The sequence below is a fragment of the Salinimicrobium maris genome, from assembly GCF_049680855.1.
GTDB lineage: Bacteria > Bacteroidota > Bacteroidia > Flavobacteriales > Flavobacteriaceae > Salinimicrobium.
The window spans coordinates 575,165-594,785 of record NZ_JBMPGS010000002.1; the positions used below are offsets into that span (position 1 = coordinate 575,165).

Genomic DNA, 19,621 nt, shown 5'->3' on the forward strand with positions numbered 1-19,621 from the left:
CAAATATATTACTTTATTTAGAATCATTCTAAATAAGGGTATTAAAATTTACTGTATTTCAATATTTTGTAGCTTTACAGGATGCTGTTACTAGTCGCTGTTATAGTAGGTTACATCATTGGTAAGTACTTTTACCCGAAACGGAAAGCTGCCGCCAAAGAACCTCAAGAACCTTTTGTAATTTCCTTTCCAAAAAAGGACACCAGACCAATCCATGAGAAGCATGATCTCACCAAAGATTCTGAATACTACAAAAGAACTTTTCCTCAATATTTAGATCCTGAACATCCTGACTATGTTAACCCAGTACCTGAAGCTCCCAGAGAGGAAAAACCCCGGATCATCATTGAAAATTTAACTGTTAACGTTACGCACAACCACCTTCACATTACAAACGAAGAAAAGTAACACCATTGGCGTCTTTGGTGACCGCTAAGAATCGCCCTTCTATTCCGCCGGTAATTTGCTGCTGCCCTACAATAGTTTGGTCGGTAAGAGTTAACCTGGCGACTGGATAATACCATTCTCCCTCTTTTTGAAGCTCAACTAATTCCTCACATAAGAAAACAGCGCCATTTATTACAATATAATCTGCATGATCAAAGCCTGTTTGTAATCCCCTGGCGACTTCCATCGGCATTTTCCTCAGAATAAGCTCATACACTGCAAAGGTTTTGGAGTTTATATTTTTTACTGTGGTGTCGGTATCAAATGTTTCTTTTTCGCCTTTTGGAATCAGCGTGAAGTATTTTTCCCATTCAATCCACCTAAAATGTCTTATCCCGGTGCCGTAGAAAACAGAGTTGTTGTCTTCACTCCACCATTCTGTTTTAAGAAAGGTTTCTGGAAGATCGTTATACACCTCCTGGATTTCAGATAAGTAAAACTCTTTTTCATTGTTCCAGTATTCAAGCCTTAACTGGAAAGATCCCTCTACTAAGTAGTTCACTTCAAATTCATAAATCTCGTAAGGATGTTCTGAATGTATAGAAGTTATCTTTTTACCCGTTTCGGTTCCGGCTGCGCTTTTTTGGGTAATTGCATATCGCACGCCGTCGGGATCAATAAATATTCTTTCTACCTGGGTAACTCCGATTCCTTCAATATCAATATACATTCCTTCTTCATACCAGATAGGAAGTCTTCCTTCCAGTATATGCCCTTCCTCCTGCAAACTCCCATCTGGATTATAAATATTCCCGTAAGTGAAGTAAACTGCGACACGCCCTTCTTTTTCAGTATAATTACCTTCAAATATGTTTATCCTGTTAATGTTGTTTGATTTCTTAACTACAGGAATCTCAGTCTCATTTCCTTGACAATCCATCATTATAAGCTTGTGATTATTGTAAGCAGATCTGAATTGCTGCCTTACAATGTCACCTATTTTCCATGGTTGCTCATAGTGGTGCATTTCAATATAACCTGGCGTTTCGGTGCTTAAGAAGTTTAAAAAAGTATTACCGGTTCTTTTCGCAAATCGTATGGAGTTATGAATCGGCATTTCAATAAATTCTTCCGCGGTAAGTCCGCTTGCTTGCTCCTGGGTAATCGTAAATGTTTTGGATTTTTCGCAACCAAGATCATCTTTTACATAGGCCGTATATTCCCCGGCCAATAACCCGGAATATTCTTGGCTCCCTTGAAAGTTTGTGTTGTCTAAGGAATATTGCCTGTTAAGGCCTGTAGTAGCATTGATGGTAGCTACAGCTCCAAATGGAGTGCCTGAAACCGATACACTCTGAATAGCCAGTACTTTAGGAGGAGCAAAAATAACTGAAGCGATAGTTACTCCTAAAGAATTTCTAAGTTTAACCACGCCTGTTTGTCCTGCCGCCGTAGGTCTTACTATATCCAATTCATAAGTAGCGCTTCCATCTATATCAATTATCTGAGAGTTTCCACTTCCTAATGGGGTTTCCACTGAAATAGTTCCTTCTGTTTCCGCAGTAGTTATAACAAGCTTGTATTTGCCGCATGGATTATCAGAAGCTTGTGCTAATGAAATATTAATTTCAGGCTCCTCTTCTACTTGCGTAGTCTCACTTGAATCTGTTATAAAATCTGTGTTATTGGAAACATTATCAAAGTAATTATTGTCCGGGTGCTCAATTGTCACAAGGCCATGTGTTACTCCATCGGGCATCTGACTTCCGTCTGGAGCTATATTAGTTGCCTGGTAGGTAGTATTAAAAATGTTCAGGTAGTTGTCATCTGCCTGGAAAGCATCATAAAAATTTCTAGCTGTATCAAAAGCAGAATTCCCCACTTTCACCTGTCGGCTACCTAATCTGTTGGCCCGGAATAAATATGCTGTTCCGGGTACAAAATTGATACTTTGCCCTGAGGTTCCCGGTCCTGTAAATCTTAATTCTAATTTAGAAGCCATAACATTTGAGTAGTTTAAATTCTATTTCTTTCTTTATTTTGGCAGAGAATAAATACCCGCGCTCTTTTTGACCTATGTCGTTAATAAATTCTACCTGTCCGTAATAGTTGTTGATGTATTCCTCTCCTACTTTTGTTCTGCCTTGCAATTGGTTTAGAAGATCCTGAGTAAATGGCAGAGTGAATTCTATCCATTCAGGCTCAAAAATTGGATTGGATAATTCCGAAATAAGCACATCGGAATTCTCTTTAATTTCCAGATCTCCTATTTTTTGCGTAGAAAGTTCGCTGTTCCCTTCACTGCTCGCATATCTTATCTTTTGCGTTGGATATTTTACCGTAGCTGAATTAAACCAGTAAGAATGCCTGAGTAAATTATACATTGGCGTGAGGCGAAGATTAAAAGCGGTTTCAGGAGAATAAATCCCCGTTGGTGCTTTCACAAAATCCTCTTGCCATTTACGGGGCTCAAAAATGGTTCTTTGGTTGCTTCTTACTTTTAGTTTGCAGTCGAAAAGGAAATTATCTTTATCGTAAGGTGTGTCTTCATCTGGAAATTTTTCAAACTGCATTCTTCGTGCCTGTTCTGCAGCATATGAATCTGCCCGGCTTGGCCCTAATACTTCATACTTAGATTCTACCTTTGTAATTGGTGTTATGAAATTGGTTTGTATGTTGTACTCATCCAATCCTAAAGGCTTTTCATAATTTCCTCCTTTGGTGTAACCGGTAGAAATGGAGGAAAAGATGAATTCAGAAGCGGTGGTCCTTTTGATTTTTGGCACCCGTCCTAATTGAATGGTCCTTACTGGCTGAAAGAAATATTTTAATTCCTCCAGGGCAATAAATTGTTTGTTTCCTTCGGTTACTATCCCGTAGCCGCAAGGTTCTACTGCATGAATCGATTTGTAGAAGTCTTCAAAGTTTATGGTGAGGGTTCTTTCTTCGGTTTCTCCATCTTCGTTGACTTGCTTTTTCATGTTACGGATCCAAAACCCGCAACTCATTACAAGATCTTTCCATTTTCCAGTGCTTAAAAGAGAGCTTTTAAAAGTTGGCTTCCCGGTGTAAACTTCAGTTAATCGCGCTCCTACATCAAAGGCGGTTAATGCGCTGGCTGTTGTTGGGCTGTAATGCGAATCTTCCTCAATAGACATAGATCCTGAATAATTGGTGAAATAAATATTCATAAACCCCGTATCTCCAAAAGAACCTCCATAAGCTCCTCTCGAAACAAAATACAACGCATAACTGTCACCCTCGTTTATTTTAAAATCTTCATCTATATATTCCAAATCGAAGGTTTCTCCAATTCTATTGTAAGGGTAAACATCCAGTAAAATTTCGTCATCAGGTGGTGCATTATTAAAATCTTCTCCCCCGGTGTATTTTCTTAAAATTACTTGTAGGTTCGGCTGTTTCAATGGGTTCACATCATCATCTACAATAGAATCTATTGTGAATTTCAGGTTTATTTTGAGCTTTGTTTTTCCGCGATCCCTGTCTGATATCAGGTAAAATTTCGATGAAGAACCGTCTTCAATGTAACCTCCCGCGGTACCTATTTGGTCAATAGGGCTCTGAATGTTTTCCGGGTCTGAATTGGCAATAGCTGTTAGTGGTGCCGGACGGTGGGAATATCTCCAGTCGCCGCCTGAATCCCATTTACCACTGGATAAAACAAAATCAGTCACGTTTTCATTACTAAACCTGGAAAGTAAATAAATATCTCTCCCTTCAAGACTTATAGTGTCTGATCGAAACTCTGAAATAGGATTCCCGTTTATATCGGTGGTTCTGTTGAGTTCAAATTTCTCTCTCATTTGAGAGGTTAATATTTCCCGAAGCCCTCCCTCTACAAAATCAACTTTAAATCGATTGTTTTCTATGGATCTTGTAGTGAAGTCTAAAAACCCAGTAAAGGCAAGCTGCCATTCATCTGTTTTTGGGTGCTTCGTGTGCTTGGTGAGCCGTATATCTGCTTGAACACCTAAAACCTGGTAGGCATCTTCCAAGAACTCCATTGCTTCCCCGGTGAATTCCAAGTTATTAGAAATTGTAAGGAATATCCCGTAGGTTTTTTCGCTGCGGCCTATCTCGGTTTCGGTTTCATCCCACCCTAAAGGATCATGGTCAAGAACCATTCTGCGGTTTGGGCTTTCAAGAATGAATCTGTGGCGGTTATCAAACATCCTTTAATCTTTGTCTTTTAAGCTCTGAAACCAAAGCACTGTTATTGTTATGATTTTGACTTGTAATCTTCACGCCCTTAAACCCGTCTTTTATTCCGCGGTCAATGGCTTTTTGCATCATGTGGTGATCAAAGGCATTCCCAAGTTCTGCAGAAGTCATTTTCTCCTGTTGGTTTAGGATAGAAGTAAGAATGGAAGCCTGAACAATGTCGTCGTAGTTTCGGGTTTTTAAGAAAGAATCATGCGATTTATGCACTTTATCCCCTTTATTCATCCCGATAAGCACATTTCTTTTATTGGGGCTTTCCAGAGTTCCATCTTTGCGCTCTACAATTTCCCGGTAATTACTCCCAGGCGCATCATTGATAATGGCCGGACCTTCATACGTTCCCAGTAAATGCCCGTCTTTGAATTTAGGGATAGGTTGTGAGGCCACGAAAGCAGCTTGTGCGGCTCCTAAAACCCCGGCAGCTATAGATAAACCAATATTTGGAAGAGCTTTTACAATGGCAGCAGCGGTGTTTATAGCGATCTCGAATAACACGGCCCTTCTCTCATCTTCAGCCTGTTTTCTCTTGATGGCTCTTTCTTTCTGCCTGAACTCTTCCCTCGCTAATTGTTTCTGTTCTTCGGTGGCTTTCTCGCTATTTAGAACGGCATCAAGATTATCCTGAGCCATGCGAAGTTCATCATCATAGCGTTGTCGTGTCATTCCGAGAATGGCACTGGCAGCACTGGCCGCGGCATCTACATAATCATCTTTTGTGAGATCTGTTTTCTTGGTAATTAAGTTTTCAAAGGCTCGAAAATCTATTCCGTAAAAATCTGCAAACTGCCTGAAAGTATCTGCAACTGCCTGGCGGCGCTCCTCTTGTTCTTCTTTCAGAATACGGGTTTTTTCTTTCTCGTTTTTTTGAAAGACATGCCGCTCCAATTCACCGGTGTCGGTATCAGTGGTTATTTTAGCGCCGGCCACTGGAGTAATACCGCTAACGGGCTTAATACTCCCTGTTTCCTTTACTTTACCGTTCAGCGTATCAAGTTCTTCCTGAAGTTTGGAAATAGCCTTATTGTATTCCCGTATTTCGTCTTTAGTAGTAGCAAGGTTGTCTCGCTGTTCCTGAAGGGCTGATATTGAAGCCTGAATAGCAGCAATAGAGCCTTTTGTTGCTTTTAGTCCTGCTGGCGGATCTCCTAATGGATCATCATCGTTGCCTCCGTAATTACCAGCAGTAGATTCACTTCCACCTTCCAGAAGGTTTTCAGCTTTCATTTTACCTAAAGTTTCCTCAAAACCATATTTAAAAGCATCCCCGATATTTTTTCCACTTTCTGAAAATTGCTTTTTAGTGTCAGTTAGAAAATCCCTAAATCCTTTCGGGCCTAATTTCCTCATGTAATCAATAGGATTCATAAGCACCTCAGTAGATCGAGCCATAAGTTCAAATAACTCTATAAACTCGTTTTTTACCTGTTTTATCATGTTGGTAAGACCTCCCCAAAGGCCGCTCATAATCATGATATTTTTATTGAGGTGTTCTAATGTATCTGCACCGGCACCAGCTAACCACGCAAAGAATTTACCAAAAACTCCCTGTCCGTTTTCAATGGAAAGAACAAGGTTATCCCAGGCAATACCCATTCTGCTCCACTGCTTTTCTAATTTGTTACTTGCTGCCGTAAACTCTTCATCTAGCGCTCCGGTTGCGGTGGTAACTCCTTCAATTGCTCCCTGTAAAGTTTCAAAACCTCCCGTAGCAAGTGAACCCAAAACCCTTTGATCTCTTACGGCGGTAATACCTATTTTTTCAAGTTGCGCATTAACGCTTCCACCTGATTTATCAATATTGTTTAATCCGGCAACAAATTCAGTAAATACACCTGCGGCATCTGTATCAAATTGCAATCTCAGCTCTTCAACGGATTTTCCGGTTAGGTCCGCAAGTATTTGAACATCTTTACCAGTTCTTAAGGATTTTTCCATTATACCTAATGTCCGGCCAATGGTAGATCCTGTAAGTTCCGCTTCAACTCCTACGGCTTTGGTTGCAGTTGCGTAAGCTAGTGCGCTTTGTCTTCCGAAATTATACTGACCCGTGTTCTGAGCAATGGCAGTGGCATTCCCTAATATCTCGCTTTCAGTAGCGGCGAAATTGTTACCTAATTTTACGATCTCGTCACCAAAAGCGGAAATGTTTTGTACTCCACCATCTGTAAGGGTAAGTAATCTTGCGATCTGTGAAGCTCCCTCCTCGCCGGAAATGTCTGAGGCGGTTTCCAGTTTTGCTAATCCTTCCGCAAAAGCAAGTATATTCCGGCGGCCTTTTACTCCTAATTGCCCGGCAACAGTCGCATATTCCAATAAAGCAGGTGTTCCAACGGTTTTTAACCTTCTGGATAGTCCTATAATGTCATCACCTAATCCTTCCAGTTCCTCTCCTGCAAGCCCGGTTGTTTTTCCGACATCTCGCAACTGGCTATCAAATTGCAGTACGGTATCTTTATTTCTTTTGATAAGCATGAACAAAGATCCTAGCGCAACCAGAGTTAGTCCAACAGGAGAAAGTAAAAAAGTCATGGTAGCTTTTCCGAACTGTACAATAGACGCGCTCAACGTTTTAAATGGATCTTTGCTTGCAGATAACTCATCAAGTGAAGTTCCCATGGTCATAAGTGAATTATTGACCTGATCTAATGCCGGGTGAAGGTTTTCTGTAGCTAAGGTGTAGTTCCCAACGCTCCTCTGGTGCTGTCCTACTGAAGCATCAACATCCTTTAATTTGGTGTCAAGCTCCTTTATTTCTTTTAAAAGCTTCCGGGTTTCGTCGGTTTCCTCTTTAGTGGTGAGAATTAGATCTTTGTACCGGTCCCGCAGGATATTTAATTGAGTGGATTGCTTTTTGTATTCCCCAACAGCTTCAGAGTTGAGCGTGGCCTGTCTTTTTAGCTCCTTATTTAATTGTTGGTTTTCAACCCGGTGTTTTAAAAGAGCGCGATTAGTAGATTCTGTGGCGGCTTCCTTCTTTTGGATCTCTCGAATAAGAGCTTTTTCAAGTCTTTCCTGCTCCTTGTAGGAAGCAGCTAATTGATCATTTGCGGTTTTGGTTTTAGTGATCTGCTTTTGAAGTGCCGGCATGTTCATGCCATTGACGTTGACCTTTATTTCCGCATCCCGAGCTAATTCAATGAATTTTTTATGAGAAACGTCAAGCTCTGACTGCAACTTGGTAAGCTGCTGAAAGGCTTTTTTGTCAATAATTAAGTCAATGGCATCCTGGTTCATCGCATTTTTTGTTTTTCAGCCTGAGCCTTTTTTAATTTCATTTCCTGATCAAAAGCTTTCATTCTGGCTACCCATTTGATCATAGGCATAGTGTAAACATCTATGGTTATTCCCGGCTTTGAGTTTTCAATAGCAATTACCGCGTCCATGATGTTTACAAGCTCCTTTTTATCTTCTTCAGTTTCTTTTGGCAGCTTGTTTTCTTCAATTTTGATCCTGGTAAGGAAGCTTTTTTGGCTTCTTTCCAGGCTATCTACTTGCGGCTTCAATGGCTTCAAAAGGTCAATTTTGTACCCGTATTTCTTGCTGTTAAGTACTTTTACAGCATCAATAATGTTTTGATCTTCCCCTTTTTTAAGCACTTCAATCAAGTTTTGAATGATATTGTACTTGTAGATCATTACGTTGATCTTGGCAGCTTGTTTTGCTTCCCGGGTGTCAATTTCCGCCACTTCGCAATATTGTTCATAGATGTTTTTCCATGCTTCGGAAAGGTCTTTTTTGCCTTGTTTTCCTATCCATAAAGCCGTTAAATCTCCTTTGAGAGCGCGGTAGAAATTATCTACAGGAATCTTTAAATCTGTATAGTGAGTGGCTTTTTTGAATGATATACTAACCATTGTAGAGTGTGCGCTTAATGAATTTTAGTAGCTCTGGTTTCAGGATCTCGTAGTTGAGTTCCATTTCGTGGTTTAAAGTCAAACCAAATAATTTACCTTCTCCTTTTTCGTACCTCTGTTTAAGCATGGGTACTTTCGAATCGGTGGAGAAAATGTCAATTTTACCGTCGTGAAAGTTTATAGTGAAAGCTTTGAATAAATCTCCGGTATCTTCGAAGTTGTAAGGATCTCCTGCGTATTTACCCTTTTCAGCACCTCCGTACTTCGTTTCGGTGTTTTTGGAGTAAACCCCTATGATCTTTCCTGCGGTGTTTTTCCCTTGAAATAGCTGGCCTTCCCGGTTTAAATCAATGATCTTTTCTGATAGCCTGTTGACTATATTCATCATTTCAGGCTCAATACCTTGTTTTGCCTGAATCGTGCGGTTAAGCATTTCTCGAATATTTGCCATGAAGTCAGGATATTACTCTTAGGAAGGAATAATCAAATATAGTAAATTCCTGCTTATTTAGAACCAGTCTAAATAAGGATTTTTGAAATAAAAAAACCGCCCTTAATTTGAGCGGTTCGCTTGAACTATAAATAATTTATTTACTTCTTCGCCACGGCATATCTTTTGGCCTTTCACCCGCCATGATGCATCCGTAAGGCATTATCTTGTCAATTACTTTCCCTAGATTGTATTCTTCCATTTGCCTTTGTACTGCTTCTGCGTTTTTATAGGCACTTGGCAATTCGGAAATATCAACAATTCCTGAATAGAACCTAATATCTAAATACTTTGTTTCTTCTGCAAAAATATTATCAATAGTCTTTTTTGATTTCTTCTTTTTATGGGCAGTTCTCGAGATGTTTCTACCTGCTCCGTGTGGTGCAAATCCTAAATTATTTTCAGTTTCTTCGCCCTTTACAATTAGAACAGGTTCGGACATATTCAAGGGAATCAATCTTCTACCTTCAGAAGAATCAGGAACAAATTTATCCAGTAAAGGAGTTGCACCTTTAGCATGGTAAAATAAATCCCCGTCTTTAAAAACTGAGTTATGTTCATTCCAAAAAGAATCAATAGCAGGAACTTTAATCTTGTTAAGCGTTCTTTGGTGAATAGATGAATGGTTTAATTTAGTCCATTCTCTTACTATCTGTATAGCTTCCCAATATAACTCCCCTTCTGCTTCATTGTAAGGAATCCAAGCGTTTCTTTTTAGCGTATTAGGGCTTAACTTCCTTCTGTACTTTTCAGCTGTTGCCATCCCTTTTTTATAAACACTTGCTCCAAAACCTCTCGAGCCGTGATGCGTAACCATCCAAGTATCTCCTGTTTGTTCTGAAGTTCCCACAAAAAGAAAGTGGTTTCCGTCTCCCTGTGTGCCTAAATGCATCATTGCTTTCTCTATATAATCCTGAGTAAAATAATTACCTGTAATGGCATCATAAAGGGTTTTATTCTCAGTAAGTATTGAAGCCCACCCGTGATGTTCTTTTCTTTTACCCGCTCCAAATTGCGTGGTTTCGAAAGCGGCATCTAAAACTAATTTAGGATCTGTTTTACCCATGTTAGTTGCGAATACTGAACAACACATATCTGCTGAGTGCATGGAAGGGTGTATTGCGTTTTTAGTAACCACCACACCACCTACAGGTATTTGCCCGTTTTCACCCGTAGGGCAAGCATCAGGCATAACAGCACCTTTTACCACAGTAGGAGTACGCATTAAAACATTCATTGTCTCAATAACAGATGAAACGTTTTCCTCTTCCTCTTTGCTTTCGGTTCTGATATTCTTATGAAAAGAAACAGGAGCACTATTAAGAGGTAATACTTTGACAGGCTTCGGTTTTGAACTTTCTAAAAATAGAATAAGTTCCTCTCCTTGAAGCCCTTTTTTATTTGCCACCTCAATAGCTTCGCCAAACCATTTAGCGGGTTTATATCCTAATTCTATTAATGTATTACCTGTTACCATAACTACTTAATTATTAGGGTATAAAAATACAAAAAACCCTGTCGCAATTGACAGGGTTTTCAAAATAATTAGGGGGACTTTTAGTCTTAAGCCGCCGCTGCAACTTCTACAAGCTCCTTACTCTGGTAAAGAATCTCTTCTGGAGAAGTTCCTACTTCAATTACTCGCTGGTTTGCTGAGGAATTGTAAAGAACCACCTCCACCTTATCTTCTGCTGAAAGTGCGGAAGCCAGTTCAATAGTGTAAGTTCCTACGGACGCATTTTCGGTAACACTCGCTGGAGTTACAGGATTTCCGTTCACTTTTACAAGGAAATTTTCCACTGCAAGCCCGGAAGCAAGCGTATGGTTATCCATGTCAAGAACAGGCTTTACAACTAATGAAGTCGAAGCCGCTACAAATCCAGAAACAGGTAGTAAATTAACCTGGTTTACTCCGTCAACTGTAGTGATATCGAAATCGTAGTTGTCCGCTGTGATCCAGTCTGCATACATATTCACTTCATTTGAATTTGCAAGCTGAATAGTTACAGAGGTTTTCGCACTGGTCGCTCCGGCCTTTGGAGTGTAAGGATTGGTAGAGAACATCTGAACCCTGAACCCTCTGAACTCGTCTTTATCTCTTGAAGTTCCCGCAACAGTTCCGGCATCATCGATAAGAAGTACATCCCATCTGTTTTGTCCGTCCATGCTCTTTAGAACTTTCTGGAAGAATAGACCGTTTGTGAAGGTCGCAGTGAAAGAATAAAGACCGTCACGGCTTTTACTCATTTTACCGCTGTTCTCCGCAGTTTCCATTTGGTTCTCCTCATTGTTCCAAGTAGTATCAAATCCGTTTAAAAGCGGAATATATTTACCTTCTTTCTGAAGTGTCCGCAGTGTTTCACGGCTAAAATCAGTAAGGATCGTTCCGGGCTTCAAAAACCCGAAGTTGGTTATATTTTCAAGATCAATCGGGCATCCCCGAAGTCCTGAACCTATAACGCCTGATGCACCACAATTCACGGTGCCTAAAATGTCTCGTAGTGCCATTATATTCTGTTTTTAAATTGAAAGAATCTCTCGGCTTCTGGGCCAAGCTTTACTTTTTCCCCGATTTCCTTGCCATTGTACGGCTTTTTTAAGGGGAACTCCTTTGTTTTTATAGAGGGCTTGCTTTCGCTTTTCTCCTCTTTTTTATTTTTATCTGCCATTATTTCCATTGGATTTTGTTCAGGCACTTATTATTTATGGTAATAGTTGCCTTAAATGTGATTGCATCCCATATATCCACGGTAAAATGCTCATTACCTTCCCCGAAATTCCCGAAACGCTCCAGGTCAACAACTCCCTCCCAATTGATAATGCCGCTTTTGTCAAATCCCTCTGCAATTCTTTCTGCAATAGGATTAAGCACATTCCGGAAGGAAAGCGCCCAGCGTTCGTCATTGGTAAGTGAAGTGTTGGTATTCTGCGTAGCTATTACGATCTCCCATGGAGTAGTAACAAGCTTTTTTCGAATATCCTGTGTTTCTTTTTTGGAGGTTTGATAGATTAGAGGGTAAGTAGGATCTTCGGCTTCCCTCTTAAGCTTTATCCACTTATTGAGGTGCTTTAGATCTCCCCAGGCATATACAGGTTTATCCCCGTCCACCGCTGGCAGTTGGTTCAAAATCTCGTATATCCTTTCCTCTACTACTATCATATCCCAAATCGGTTTCGGTTTTCGTACACTCTGAAGTTGAAATCTCCGTAATTGTCATTATCCTGCAGGAATTGGTACAGGCTCCGGTTCATATTGAATTGTGGCCGGAAATAATCTGTATATGGTCCTGAAGGTGTATGAACAATTGTAGGATTGACATTCGCTCCAAACTGGTACTTTTCTACGAACTCCCGCCAAACAAGCGTTAATAACCTGTTTGGCGATTGTTCTGTAGCATTTTTAGCTTTTTCCTTTTGTACTCCGGTGGTGGTATAATTCTGAACATCATCAATCATGTAGTGGAAGAAAACATAATTCGCAATTAAGCTTGTTTTGAGTTCTCCGTGTACCTGGCGAAGTCCGTTCCATTTTACACCTTTCCCTTCGTAGGAATAAGCCTTACCGTTCACAAGGTCTTTCCACTTTTCATTGACAGGATCTTCTAAGTTAGCGTCCTGTTCAATTGCAAGTTTAAGAGCTGTGTAGTTCTCGTATCCCAAAGCATTAGACAATAGTTCTTCTTCATACCTGGCGATATAGCTTTCAATCTTTTTCGCAGCATTAGGAACATTTCCGGTTACAGAAGCATTGCTCGCTGCATTTGGGATGTAAACTTTACCGCCGGTGAAATATGAAGGGTCTATTATCATGGTCTACTTTGCTATTTTTCTATCTACCAACATCTGAGCTGTATTTGGATGCCTTTTTAGCTTGTCCCCTTTCTTATCAACTCCATGGTCTTTAATCAAGGTTACTTCTACCTCTCCATTTTTATCAGTTTTAAGGTCTTTAGCCTTTGCTGTATCAAAAACAGATTCAGTAGTTACTACTTTGGCATTTGATTTTACATCTTCAGATTTTGAAGCTTCCTTTTTCTTATTGCTCATGCCTTAAATATTATGCTGCTGGAGCTGTTAAGGCTGTGATTACATCTGCTAATGAACCTTTGATAATACCTCTTCGGTCATTTGTAGTAGCATACAGGTGGTAACGAGATTCTCCAACCATAGTAATTTGGTTTTTAGAGAAGTCATCATTTTCCCAACCGAAACGAACCGTATAACCCCAAAGGTTACGAAGTTTCACGTTTTTGAAGTCTCCAATAATGAAGTCTCCAGGCGCAAGGTTTGGTTTCGCAACGATTCTGACACCGGAGATAGTGTTTCCGTTTGCATCCGCAAATGGAGGTAATACATAATTGCCATTGTCGTCTTTTGTAGCCATTTTTTTATAATCATCTAAAGTGTTTACAAAAACAACATTGGGGATATATGCACCTTCGCTATCATTAGCGATTCCAGCTACCAAGGCAGCAATAGCATCGTAGTATTGAGGCTTCTCTACGGTAACACCGCCTAAAATAGCAGCATTAAAAGCAGTTGCAATACTTAATATTCCATTGGTGGCACCAATAAGATCATTTTGACGTGCGATATCGTGCTTTCTGCGAAGAGTAGTTGTCATTGCAGATTCCAACCAACCGTAATCGTAAAGAGCTTCTTCAGTCGCTTTCATACGTCCTGCAACTTTTCTCGCCTGAGAATACGCAGTAACATAATCAACATCAATAAGAGGCTTCAAAGAACCTTCTGCAACGATAGCAGCATCACCTTCACCAGGTAATTCATCCACATAAGGAATAGATGCAAGGTTCGTGCTTCCAGTATCCAAATACTGCTCTACGAAAATTTCTTCTCGTTCGTACTGGCTAACAGTGTCAACATTCTGAGCTGCGTAAATATCCGCAGCTCCTGTTGGAGTTACGTTTCCAGTGGTAACAATCGCAGGTGCTTTAACCTGAACCTCGAAAGCTCCAATCCCGTTGGAATTGTTCTTGATGAAGTTTTGCAACTCCTCGTGCTTTTCTTTCAACGCTTCAGCAACGGCAGACTTGAAGTTTATAACTTTGCCTGTTCCTCCGTTTTCTTTCAAAGATTTCAGTTCAGCCTGAAGGTCTTTTACAGATTCCTTTACAGCAGATTCAACCTCTGTTTTCACATCTTCGCTTTTGGCATAGCCTTTAAGCATTGATTCTTTTTCGGCCTTGAAGTTTTCGAATGCTTTTTCAGCTTTCTCCACTTGTTCCGGCGTGGCAGCTTTTTTCATCTGCTCCTTAAGCTCATTGATTTGCTTAGTCGAGAACTCGCTATGCAATTGAGCCATTTCTTGCGGGGTCTTTTTTCCGAAGTCTTCTTCCGAAATCCCCTTCTCTTTCAGGAATTGTTTAAAATCCATTTTTAAGTGTTTAGGTAAAATTGAACTTGATTTTCGTGAAGTGCTTTCGCGGCTTCGGTCTCGGTGTTTTGAGTGCTGTTTAGCGGCTCATTGTCGGTATTCGACAGATTCTTAACATTGTTTTCCAGCGTGGGTGTGGCTTCATTAGAGCCAAACAATACCGCGCTGTTCTCCAATAGTTTTATTTCCTGAATGACCCAAAAGAAACCTCTTTCATCGGCCATTTCTTTATTTATGATCTGTGGGTAGTACTTATTCCAGAACTCCATTTCCTTTTCGTTATCCTCGTCATTAATAGCCAGGTCAATCTTCATGTATTGAAGTCCGATAGAATGCTGCTTTACCTTTCCGGCCTTGTACTGATTGAATACTTTAGGATTGTACTCTTTCATTACATCAGTTACGAAAATGAGAGATTCAGTAGTTCCGGACCCGTCAATACCTAATTCAGAATACGAAAGAGAAGAAGCGTAGATATCTACTACTTCGCCAATCTTGGCATCCAGCCTATGTACGTGATCATGCAAATGCGGAATCAAATGTTTTCGCTCCTGGATTGTCTTGCTCCAACATCCCGGAATAAGAACATCCATGTGAGAATCGAGATAGTTTGCGGTATTGGCTACCACTTTAACCCGAAGCACATCTACATCTTCTGTGACGGCCTCATTCGACTTGTTTGCGGTGTCGGTGGTCTTTACACGTGAAAAACCGAAAGAGACGGCATCCGCAGTGATCGGCATAGACCGCTTCTTTGCAATCAGCTCTTTTTTGTGGCTCTTCAGGTAATTGAAGAGGTCTTTCTTCTCGTGGAATTCTGGAATACCTATTCTCATAACTATAGTTTTTTACACTGCGACTTATGGCAGCCTCTTTTGCAAATTTCATCGGTGGCCGGACACAGGTCTTTAAACACAATGTCATCGGCTGAAATCTTTTCCTTAGCTTCTTTGCTCTTTTTTAGAGCTTCCCAATCGACTTTATTTTTTAGGTTTTTCATGATCTTAGTATTGTATTACACGAGGTGCTTTTGCGTATTTTCTGTTTCTTTTCATCGTTCTTTCCTGCTTTCGTTTTTCCTCTCTGGATTGGTAGCCTACTTCTGAATAAGCTCCCTGGTATCGTTCTTTTATCCACTTAAAAACCTTATCCATTCTTTAAATTATTAAGTCCCATACTCTCCATAGCTGCTTCATTGGTCATTCCAAGCTCCACAAGCGCCTTAGCTACTTCAGTTCGGGTTTTTATAGAATCAACTTCTTTTTCTTTCAGGACCTGCATTACCGGAAGGTGAGAATAGTCAAGCTTTATTCTCTTACCTTGTTCGCGGTAATTGAAATAGGATTCCCATGTGCCGGCAAAATCTTCACCTTCAAACATGATAGAATTCTGGATCCATTTTATAACCGCTGCTTCCTGGTTCTCATAAGTAATAGCTCCATCTAAAGCCCAGTTAAGCACATCCTTTGAAATGCCGTAAGCGTTAGCGATCTTAAGTAGATCTGCATTTGCGCTTTCATCAAACATGAGTTTTCGGAAATCATTTGCTAAAGAGTTGACTTTTAGGTTTGATTCCGTAGCCATGATGTCCTTATGCATGAAGCCGTTTTCAATATCTTGCTTCTCTCCGCTTTGAAGCCCGTCGAGCATATCTCCGCCAGAAGTAAGCCCTGAAGAAACAATGTGCTTCGCGCTCATTCTTAGATTTATGTTCTTGGATTTTTGTGCTTCGTGGATATTGGCTAATGCCGGTACAAGTGCATCTATACGGCTAGGCGATTTAAAGCGACTGTTTGCGGTAAGTCCGTTAGTAACATCATAGAAAAATACCAGCTCATTGAGTGGCACAGGGTAATCTTCGTCGCCGATCTTATACAGGATGCTTCGCTGCTTTACATCTTCAATATCTGAAGGTGCAAATACAAAGCTTTTCATCTTGTTGATGTTGTTATAATTGATCTGGGAAGGAATAAGGTTTTCGAGACTGAAAACCGCTTCTATATCGTTGGGTTTGTTCGCAATTACCCTCGTGATATTGTTGCCGGTTCCTTTAAAAAACTCATGAGAATAGAGAAAGTCCTGCTGTGATTGAGAGAAGTTAGGCTTTGCTATTTTAGTCAGGAAAGGATCGTTATCAATTCGCTTTCCTTTCAAGTCTTCTACAAAGATCCTGGCACGGCTAAACATCGTGGCCCGAAGATCCAGAACAGTAAAAAGAGCCACATTGGTAAGTGCTTCTTTCAGGTAGTTCTTATGTTCTGAGAAACTGTCGCCAACGGTGGTATATTCCCAACCGCCGGAAGCGTTGCGAGTAACTGAAATGGAGTTAGTCCCGGTAAGGAAATCAAATAAGCCTATCCTGTCATGGGGGCAGTCGCCTTAGTGTATAACGATTTGTGAATAAGCTTGGTTTTTTGCCCGGGAATGATCCTGTTATAATGCTGGCATTTGCAGTAGATATCGCCGGTAATATCTTCACCTAAATATCTGTTGCAATTCTCGCATTTCGTGGCAGTTGAACCGTTCAAAGCTGTACTCATTTAAGACAAATATAATGCTTATTTAGAATTAATCTAAATAAGGAGCGAAAAAGATATAAAAAAACCCGAAATGTTAGGTTTCGGGTGGTGGTTGTGTGTATGAATTTTAATTTAAATCTTCTTTTTTAGCCGCTCAATCATTTTATTCATAGTTCTTATTACATAATCCTTTCCAAATCCAGGATCTTCTAACATCTGGTCTACCACTCTAAATCTAGCATGAACATCATTATCTGACGCAAAAAACCATGTGTAATTATTGTTATGAGACGAAAAACCGTTCATGTCGTATTTGGTAGAAAATATTTCAGTGCCTTCTATTTGGAAAATAGGTAGATTCAAAGCGTATGAATCTGCATATGTTTTATCGGTTTCAATTAAACCTAAGGCTTTTATTACACTTTCTTTCATACCTCAAATATCTTAAACTGATTATACTCCGCAGTGATAGAATACTTCCTGTCTGTGAAGTTGTTTTCTATTTTCGGGTTCATATCCCACTGGCAAATTGGTTTACCGTCAACTAGGAGAGTTTTGATATTATCCCTTATCTGCATTTCACATCTTGGATTAACGCAGAATTCCTCAAGCTCTCGTCTGGTGTCGAAAGTAAAGCCGTGACGGGATAGCGCTAAAATGATTTGATCTTCTAGGTTATCAGATAAATCCTTGTGAAGTCTTTTAATTGCTTCGTCTTGAATAGAGGAGAAATCTTTGAAACCTGGAATTAATTCATCTGGGAGTTTCTTTGCTTTAAAATTCCCTTCTTTATCAAAATGCATTACACCTTCAATGAAAGGATAAGGCTCTCCTTTGTCATAAAAGTTTTGTAGGTTCTTAGCGTCTTGAGTGTTTTTATCTAACGCAGCTTTTATTTCCTCTTTCAAATCAACTCCATAAAACTCTCTCCTTTTTGCTTCATCAGAAAAGAAAGTATTCCAAAAAGCTCTATAATCTCCTACTGTATCGCATTTATATTCTTCGCCTTTGTGGATTAAAGCATTGTCTTTCACGCGGAACATATAACCATCTTCATGGCTATAGTAACGCCCATCAAATTCAAAACCCCAATCTTCGGGCTTGAATGGAATTTCAAAATCTTTATTAATGATCCTTTTCATACCCTAAATATAATCAATTTACTAAAACCCTTTATTGAGCATCTAAATTATACCCGGTTTTAATACTCCCCTCTGGAACTCTAAAAACATAATATACATTACTTGAATCGTTTAATCCCCACAAAGAAGGTTTGCAGCGTTCCTTATACGTTTCAAGAACCGGAATTGAATCAGTATATTTTATAGAAGCTCTGTTGTAATCAATTTCCCTTAGCCAGAAATAATCTTCGTTTCTTTCATAGAAAACATATTTCATTTCCCCGTTTATGTTCCCTGTTCCTAAAAAGAAACTACCGGAAATTCCCTGGTTATCGTTAAGCACTTCAATATATGAAACACTCTTTTCAGTGTAGGTGTCGGTTCCAATGATAAGAGCTGCCATAGCACCTAAAAATGCACCAATCAAAAACCCTATAAAGCCTCCGAAAATATAATCGGTATTATCAGCTTCCCATGATTTACTGCCTAAATAAACCCCTATTACTATCCCTAAAAGGGTAAAAATTCCCACTGTTAACATATCTTTTCTTTTGAATTGGTTAATAATCTATAAACCTCCAGCGTTGCCTTACAGTCGCCAATCGCCCGGTGGCTGTCCTCGTTCACTATTCCGAAGTGATCGCAGATATCTGCAAGCTTATTGCAATCAAGAGATAGGTTTTCCCGGCATAGTTCGAGGGTGTCTTCTATTTCAAAAGAATCTAATGTTTCCTCAATATACCTCCAGCGACTTAATAAATATTCAAGTCTTGGTAGGTCGAATTTCCGAAGGTTATGTCCGATTAAGCCTGTTACATTGTGAATAGTGAATAATCCCCAAATGTGAGCGCAAACATCTGTTACATCCTCCCCATTCTCAATCTCTTCCATGGAAATCCCATTCACGGCCATGGCATCTTCTTTATAGCTTACAAGCTCTTCGCTATCTGGCCGGGTGTAAGGTTTAATAATGAAGTTTCTTTCCTCGACTACCTCCAGGGCATCGTTAATGATCAAAATTCCGATTTCGCAAATGGCGTTTTTGGTGATGGAGAAACCGCCTGTTTCGAGGTCTATTATTGCTTTCATAAACTGTTTTTTATGGTGTTATATTTAATTTTATTCAGCATTTCACTCATTGCGCTTTCTCTGCTATGGAAGTGCCACGGCATACTTTCAATACCGGCCACGGAAATAAAATGAGTCCAGTACTCCTTTTTGAAGAAGAAACCTTTTTATTTTTGGATCTCGACTACCCAGCCTTTCTGGTACTTTTTGATTCTGAGGTTCATTTATTAAATACTTCTGAAATCTTCTTCTCTTTCTGACATTTTCCTGTAATTCCCTCCCGGACTACACCAACTACCAAAAGAAGCGTCTATTTGTTTAAGTATTTTATCGAGTTCGGTTATTTTGTTTCGCAGATCTTCATTATCCTCTCCTAAAGATTGAAGCCTTTTAAACTCCGCTCTTTTTTCTTTAAGTTCTTTGGATAGGTTCAAGTATTTAAGAATTTGCCCGGCTTCCTCTATTGTTTGCAGGCGTTTTTGGCGTTCTCGTTCTTTTTGTCGTTGTTTTTCCCGGAATGACTCAAATAGCTCACTTATTTCGTT

General features: G+C 39.9%; 23 protein-coding genes. 1 reads left to right on the plus strand and 22 read right to left on the minus strand.

The features are described from left to right. Positions 1–81: 81 nt before the first annotated feature. Positions 82–408 carry a hypothetical protein gene (locus ACOV1Q_RS08045; protein ID WP_424493884.1) on the plus strand — a complete coding sequence of 109 codons (327 nt, stop codon included), beginning with the start codon at positions 82–84 and terminating at the stop codon, positions 406–408. On the opposite strand, the gene ACOV1Q_RS08050 is transcribed toward ACOV1Q_RS08045, so the two are convergent. From ACOV1Q_RS08050 to ACOV1Q_RS08155, 22 genes are all read right to left on the minus strand, one after another. Beyond that, complete coding sequence (locus tag ACOV1Q_RS08050; RefSeq protein WP_424493885.1) at positions 389–2,389, minus strand: hypothetical protein; 2,001 nt, start codon at positions 2,387–2,389, stop codon at positions 389–391. The genes ACOV1Q_RS08045 and ACOV1Q_RS08050 overlap by 20 nt on opposite strands. Continuing rightward, positions 2,379–4,580 (minus strand): hypothetical protein, encoded by a 2,202-nt coding sequence (locus ACOV1Q_RS08055; protein ID WP_424493886.1) that lies wholly within the window; start codon positions 4,578–4,580, stop codon positions 2,379–2,381. The genes ACOV1Q_RS08050 and ACOV1Q_RS08055 overlap by 11 nt, the downstream gene beginning before the upstream one ends. Next, positions 4,573–7,863: a phage tail tape measure protein gene (locus ACOV1Q_RS08060; protein WP_424493887.1), complete on the minus strand. Its 3,291-nt coding sequence runs from the start codon at positions 7,861–7,863 to the stop codon at positions 4,573–4,575. Before ACOV1Q_RS08060 ends, ACOV1Q_RS08055 begins: the two co-directional genes overlap by 8 nt. Then, on the minus strand, positions 7,860–8,483 hold the full coding sequence (locus ACOV1Q_RS08065) for a hypothetical protein (protein WP_424493888.1): 624 nt from the start codon (positions 8,481–8,483) through the stop codon (positions 7,860–7,862). The genes ACOV1Q_RS08060 and ACOV1Q_RS08065 overlap by 4 nt, the downstream gene beginning before the upstream one ends. Further along, the gene (locus tag ACOV1Q_RS08070; RefSeq protein WP_424493889.1) at positions 8,476–8,934 is read right to left on the minus strand and encodes a hypothetical protein; all 459 of its coding nucleotides are present in this window, start codon (positions 8,932–8,934) and stop codon (positions 8,476–8,478) included. Before ACOV1Q_RS08070 ends, ACOV1Q_RS08065 begins: the two co-directional genes overlap by 8 nt. Positions 8,935–9,070: 136 nt before the next feature. Then, positions 9,071–10,450: an RtcB family protein gene (locus ACOV1Q_RS08075; protein ID WP_424493890.1), complete on the minus strand. Its 1,380-nt coding sequence runs from the start codon at positions 10,448–10,450 to the stop codon at positions 9,071–9,073. 86 nt (positions 10,451–10,536) lie between these two features. Next, the gene (locus ACOV1Q_RS08080; RefSeq protein WP_424493891.1) at positions 10,537–11,481 is read right to left on the minus strand and encodes a hypothetical protein; all 945 of its coding nucleotides are present in this window, start codon (positions 11,479–11,481) and stop codon (positions 10,537–10,539) included. Next, positions 11,481–11,642 carry a hypothetical protein gene (locus ACOV1Q_RS08085; protein ID WP_424493892.1) on the minus strand — a complete coding sequence of 54 codons (162 nt, stop codon included), beginning with the start codon at positions 11,640–11,642 and terminating at the stop codon, positions 11,481–11,483. Before ACOV1Q_RS08085 ends, ACOV1Q_RS08080 begins: the two co-directional genes overlap by 1 nt. Beyond that, positions 11,642–12,133, minus strand: a complete 492-nt coding sequence (locus ACOV1Q_RS08090) for a hypothetical protein (RefSeq protein ID WP_424493893.1) — start codon at positions 12,131–12,133, stop codon at positions 11,642–11,644. Before ACOV1Q_RS08090 ends, ACOV1Q_RS08085 begins: the two co-directional genes overlap by 1 nt. Beyond that, on the minus strand, positions 12,130–12,783 hold the full coding sequence (locus ACOV1Q_RS08095; protein WP_424493894.1) for a hypothetical protein: 654 nt from the start codon (positions 12,781–12,783) through the stop codon (positions 12,130–12,132). The genes ACOV1Q_RS08090 and ACOV1Q_RS08095 overlap by 4 nt, the downstream gene beginning before the upstream one ends. Before the next feature lie 3 nt (positions 12,784–12,786). Next, positions 12,787–13,020 (minus strand): hypothetical protein, encoded by a 234-nt coding sequence (locus tag ACOV1Q_RS08100; protein ID WP_424493895.1) that lies wholly within the window; start codon positions 13,018–13,020, stop codon positions 12,787–12,789. A gap of 10 nt (positions 13,021–13,030) precedes the next feature. Then, entirely contained in the window at positions 13,031–14,368 is a 1,338-nt protein-coding gene (locus ACOV1Q_RS08105; RefSeq protein WP_424493896.1) for a hypothetical protein, read from the minus strand. 2 nt (positions 14,369–14,370) lie between these two features. Continuing rightward, positions 14,371–15,204: a hypothetical protein gene (locus ACOV1Q_RS08110; RefSeq protein ID WP_424493897.1), complete on the minus strand. Its 834-nt coding sequence runs from the start codon at positions 15,202–15,204 to the stop codon at positions 14,371–14,373. Between the two features lie 2 nt (positions 15,205–15,206). Then, positions 15,207–15,368 (minus strand): hypothetical protein, encoded by a 162-nt coding sequence (locus ACOV1Q_RS08115; protein ID WP_424493898.1) that lies wholly within the window; start codon positions 15,366–15,368, stop codon positions 15,207–15,209. 4 nt (positions 15,369–15,372) lie between these two features. Further along, a complete protein-coding gene (locus ACOV1Q_RS08120) occupies positions 15,373–15,522 on the minus strand; it encodes a hypothetical protein (RefSeq protein WP_424493899.1) in 150 nt (49 codons plus the stop codon). After that, a complete protein-coding gene (locus tag ACOV1Q_RS08125) occupies positions 15,515–16,591 on the minus strand; it encodes a hypothetical protein (RefSeq protein ID WP_424493900.1) in 1,077 nt (358 codons plus the stop codon). Before ACOV1Q_RS08125 ends, ACOV1Q_RS08120 begins: the two co-directional genes overlap by 8 nt. 131 nt (positions 16,592–16,722) lie before the next feature. Next, positions 16,723–16,908, minus strand: a complete 186-nt coding sequence (locus ACOV1Q_RS08130) for a hypothetical protein (RefSeq protein ID WP_424493901.1) — start codon at positions 16,906–16,908, stop codon at positions 16,723–16,725. Positions 16,909–17,019: 111 nt separating this feature from the next. Then, positions 17,020–17,319 carry a hypothetical protein gene (locus ACOV1Q_RS08135; protein ID WP_424493902.1) on the minus strand — a complete coding sequence of 100 codons (300 nt, stop codon included), beginning with the start codon at positions 17,317–17,319 and terminating at the stop codon, positions 17,020–17,022. Further along, positions 17,316–18,029: a hypothetical protein gene (locus ACOV1Q_RS08140; protein WP_424493903.1), complete on the minus strand. Its 714-nt coding sequence runs from the start codon at positions 18,027–18,029 to the stop codon at positions 17,316–17,318. The genes ACOV1Q_RS08135 and ACOV1Q_RS08140 overlap by 4 nt, the downstream gene beginning before the upstream one ends. A gap of 31 nt (positions 18,030–18,060) precedes the next feature. Continuing rightward, the gene (locus ACOV1Q_RS08145) at positions 18,061–18,540 is read right to left on the minus strand and encodes a hypothetical protein (protein ID WP_424493904.1); all 480 of its coding nucleotides are present in this window, start codon (positions 18,538–18,540) and stop codon (positions 18,061–18,063) included. Positions 18,541–18,542: 2 nt separating this feature from the next. Next, positions 18,543–19,097 carry a 3'-5' exonuclease gene (locus ACOV1Q_RS08150; protein WP_424493905.1) on the minus strand — a complete coding sequence of 185 codons (555 nt, stop codon included), beginning with the start codon at positions 19,095–19,097 and terminating at the stop codon, positions 18,543–18,545. A gap of 206 nt (positions 19,098–19,303) precedes the next feature. Then, entirely contained in the window at positions 19,304–19,510 is a 207-nt protein-coding gene (locus ACOV1Q_RS08155; RefSeq protein WP_424493906.1) for a hypothetical protein, read from the minus strand. Between the last annotated feature and the right edge of the window lie 111 nt (positions 19,511–19,621).

Coding starts and splice junctions, on each gene's coding strand:
- ACOV1Q_RS08095 (WP_424493894.1), bottom strand. CDS start 12,783: ATGATAATAGACCCTTCATATTTCACCGGCGGTAAAGTTTACATCCCA.
- ACOV1Q_RS08120 (WP_424493899.1), bottom strand. CDS start 15,522: ATGGATAAGGTTTTTAAGTGGATAAAAGAACGATACCAGGGAGCTTAT.
- ACOV1Q_RS08110 (WP_424493897.1), bottom strand. CDS start 15,204: ATGAGAATAGGTATTCCAGAATTCCACGAGAAGAAAGACCTCTTCAAT.
- ACOV1Q_RS08060 (WP_424493887.1), bottom strand. CDS start 7,863: ATGAACCAGGATGCCATTGACTTAATTATTGACAAAAAAGCCTTTCAG.
- ACOV1Q_RS08085 (WP_424493892.1), bottom strand. CDS start 11,642: ATGGCAGATAAAAATAAAAAAGAGGAGAAAAGCGAAAGCAAGCCCTCT.
- ACOV1Q_RS08115 (WP_424493898.1), bottom strand. CDS start 15,368: ATGAAAAACCTAAAAAATAAAGTCGATTGGGAAGCTCTAAAAAAGAGC.
- ACOV1Q_RS08080 (WP_424493891.1), bottom strand. CDS start 11,481: ATGGCACTACGAGACATTTTAGGCACCGTGAATTGTGGTGCATCAGGC.
- ACOV1Q_RS08050 (WP_424493885.1), bottom strand. CDS start 2,389: ATGGCTTCTAAATTAGAATTAAGATTTACAGGACCGGGAACCTCAGGG.
- ACOV1Q_RS08090 (WP_424493893.1), bottom strand. CDS start 12,133: ATGATAGTAGTAGAGGAAAGGATATACGAGATTTTGAACCAACTGCCA.
- ACOV1Q_RS08075 (WP_424493890.1), bottom strand. CDS start 10,450: ATGGTAACAGGTAATACATTAATAGAATTAGGATATAAACCCGCTAAA.
- ACOV1Q_RS08150 (WP_424493905.1), bottom strand. CDS start 19,097: ATGAAAGCAATAATAGACCTCGAAACAGGCGGTTTCTCCATCACCAAA.
- ACOV1Q_RS08070 (WP_424493889.1), bottom strand. CDS start 8,934: ATGGCAAATATTCGAGAAATGCTTAACCGCACGATTCAGGCAAAACAA.
- ACOV1Q_RS08065 (WP_424493888.1), bottom strand. CDS start 8,483: ATGGTTAGTATATCATTCAAAAAAGCCACTCACTATACAGATTTAAAG.
- ACOV1Q_RS08130 (WP_424493901.1), bottom strand. CDS start 16,908: ATGAGTACAGCTTTGAACGGTTCAACTGCCACGAAATGCGAGAATTGC.
- ACOV1Q_RS08100 (WP_424493895.1), bottom strand. CDS start 13,020: ATGAGCAATAAGAAAAAGGAAGCTTCAAAATCTGAAGATGTAAAATCA.
- ACOV1Q_RS08135 (WP_424493902.1), bottom strand. CDS start 17,319: ATGAAAGAAAGTGTAATAAAAGCCTTAGGTTTAATTGAAACCGATAAA.
- ACOV1Q_RS08045 (WP_424493884.1), top strand. CDS start 82: ATGCTGTTACTAGTCGCTGTTATAGTAGGTTACATCATTGGTAAGTAC.
- ACOV1Q_RS08055 (WP_424493886.1), bottom strand. CDS start 4,580: ATGTTTGATAACCGCCACAGATTCATTCTTGAAAGCCCAAACCGCAGA.
- ACOV1Q_RS08105 (WP_424493896.1), bottom strand. CDS start 14,368: ATGGATTTTAAACAATTCCTGAAAGAGAAGGGGATTTCGGAAGAAGAC.
- ACOV1Q_RS08140 (WP_424493903.1), bottom strand. CDS start 18,029: ATGAAAAGGATCATTAATAAAGATTTTGAAATTCCATTCAAGCCCGAA.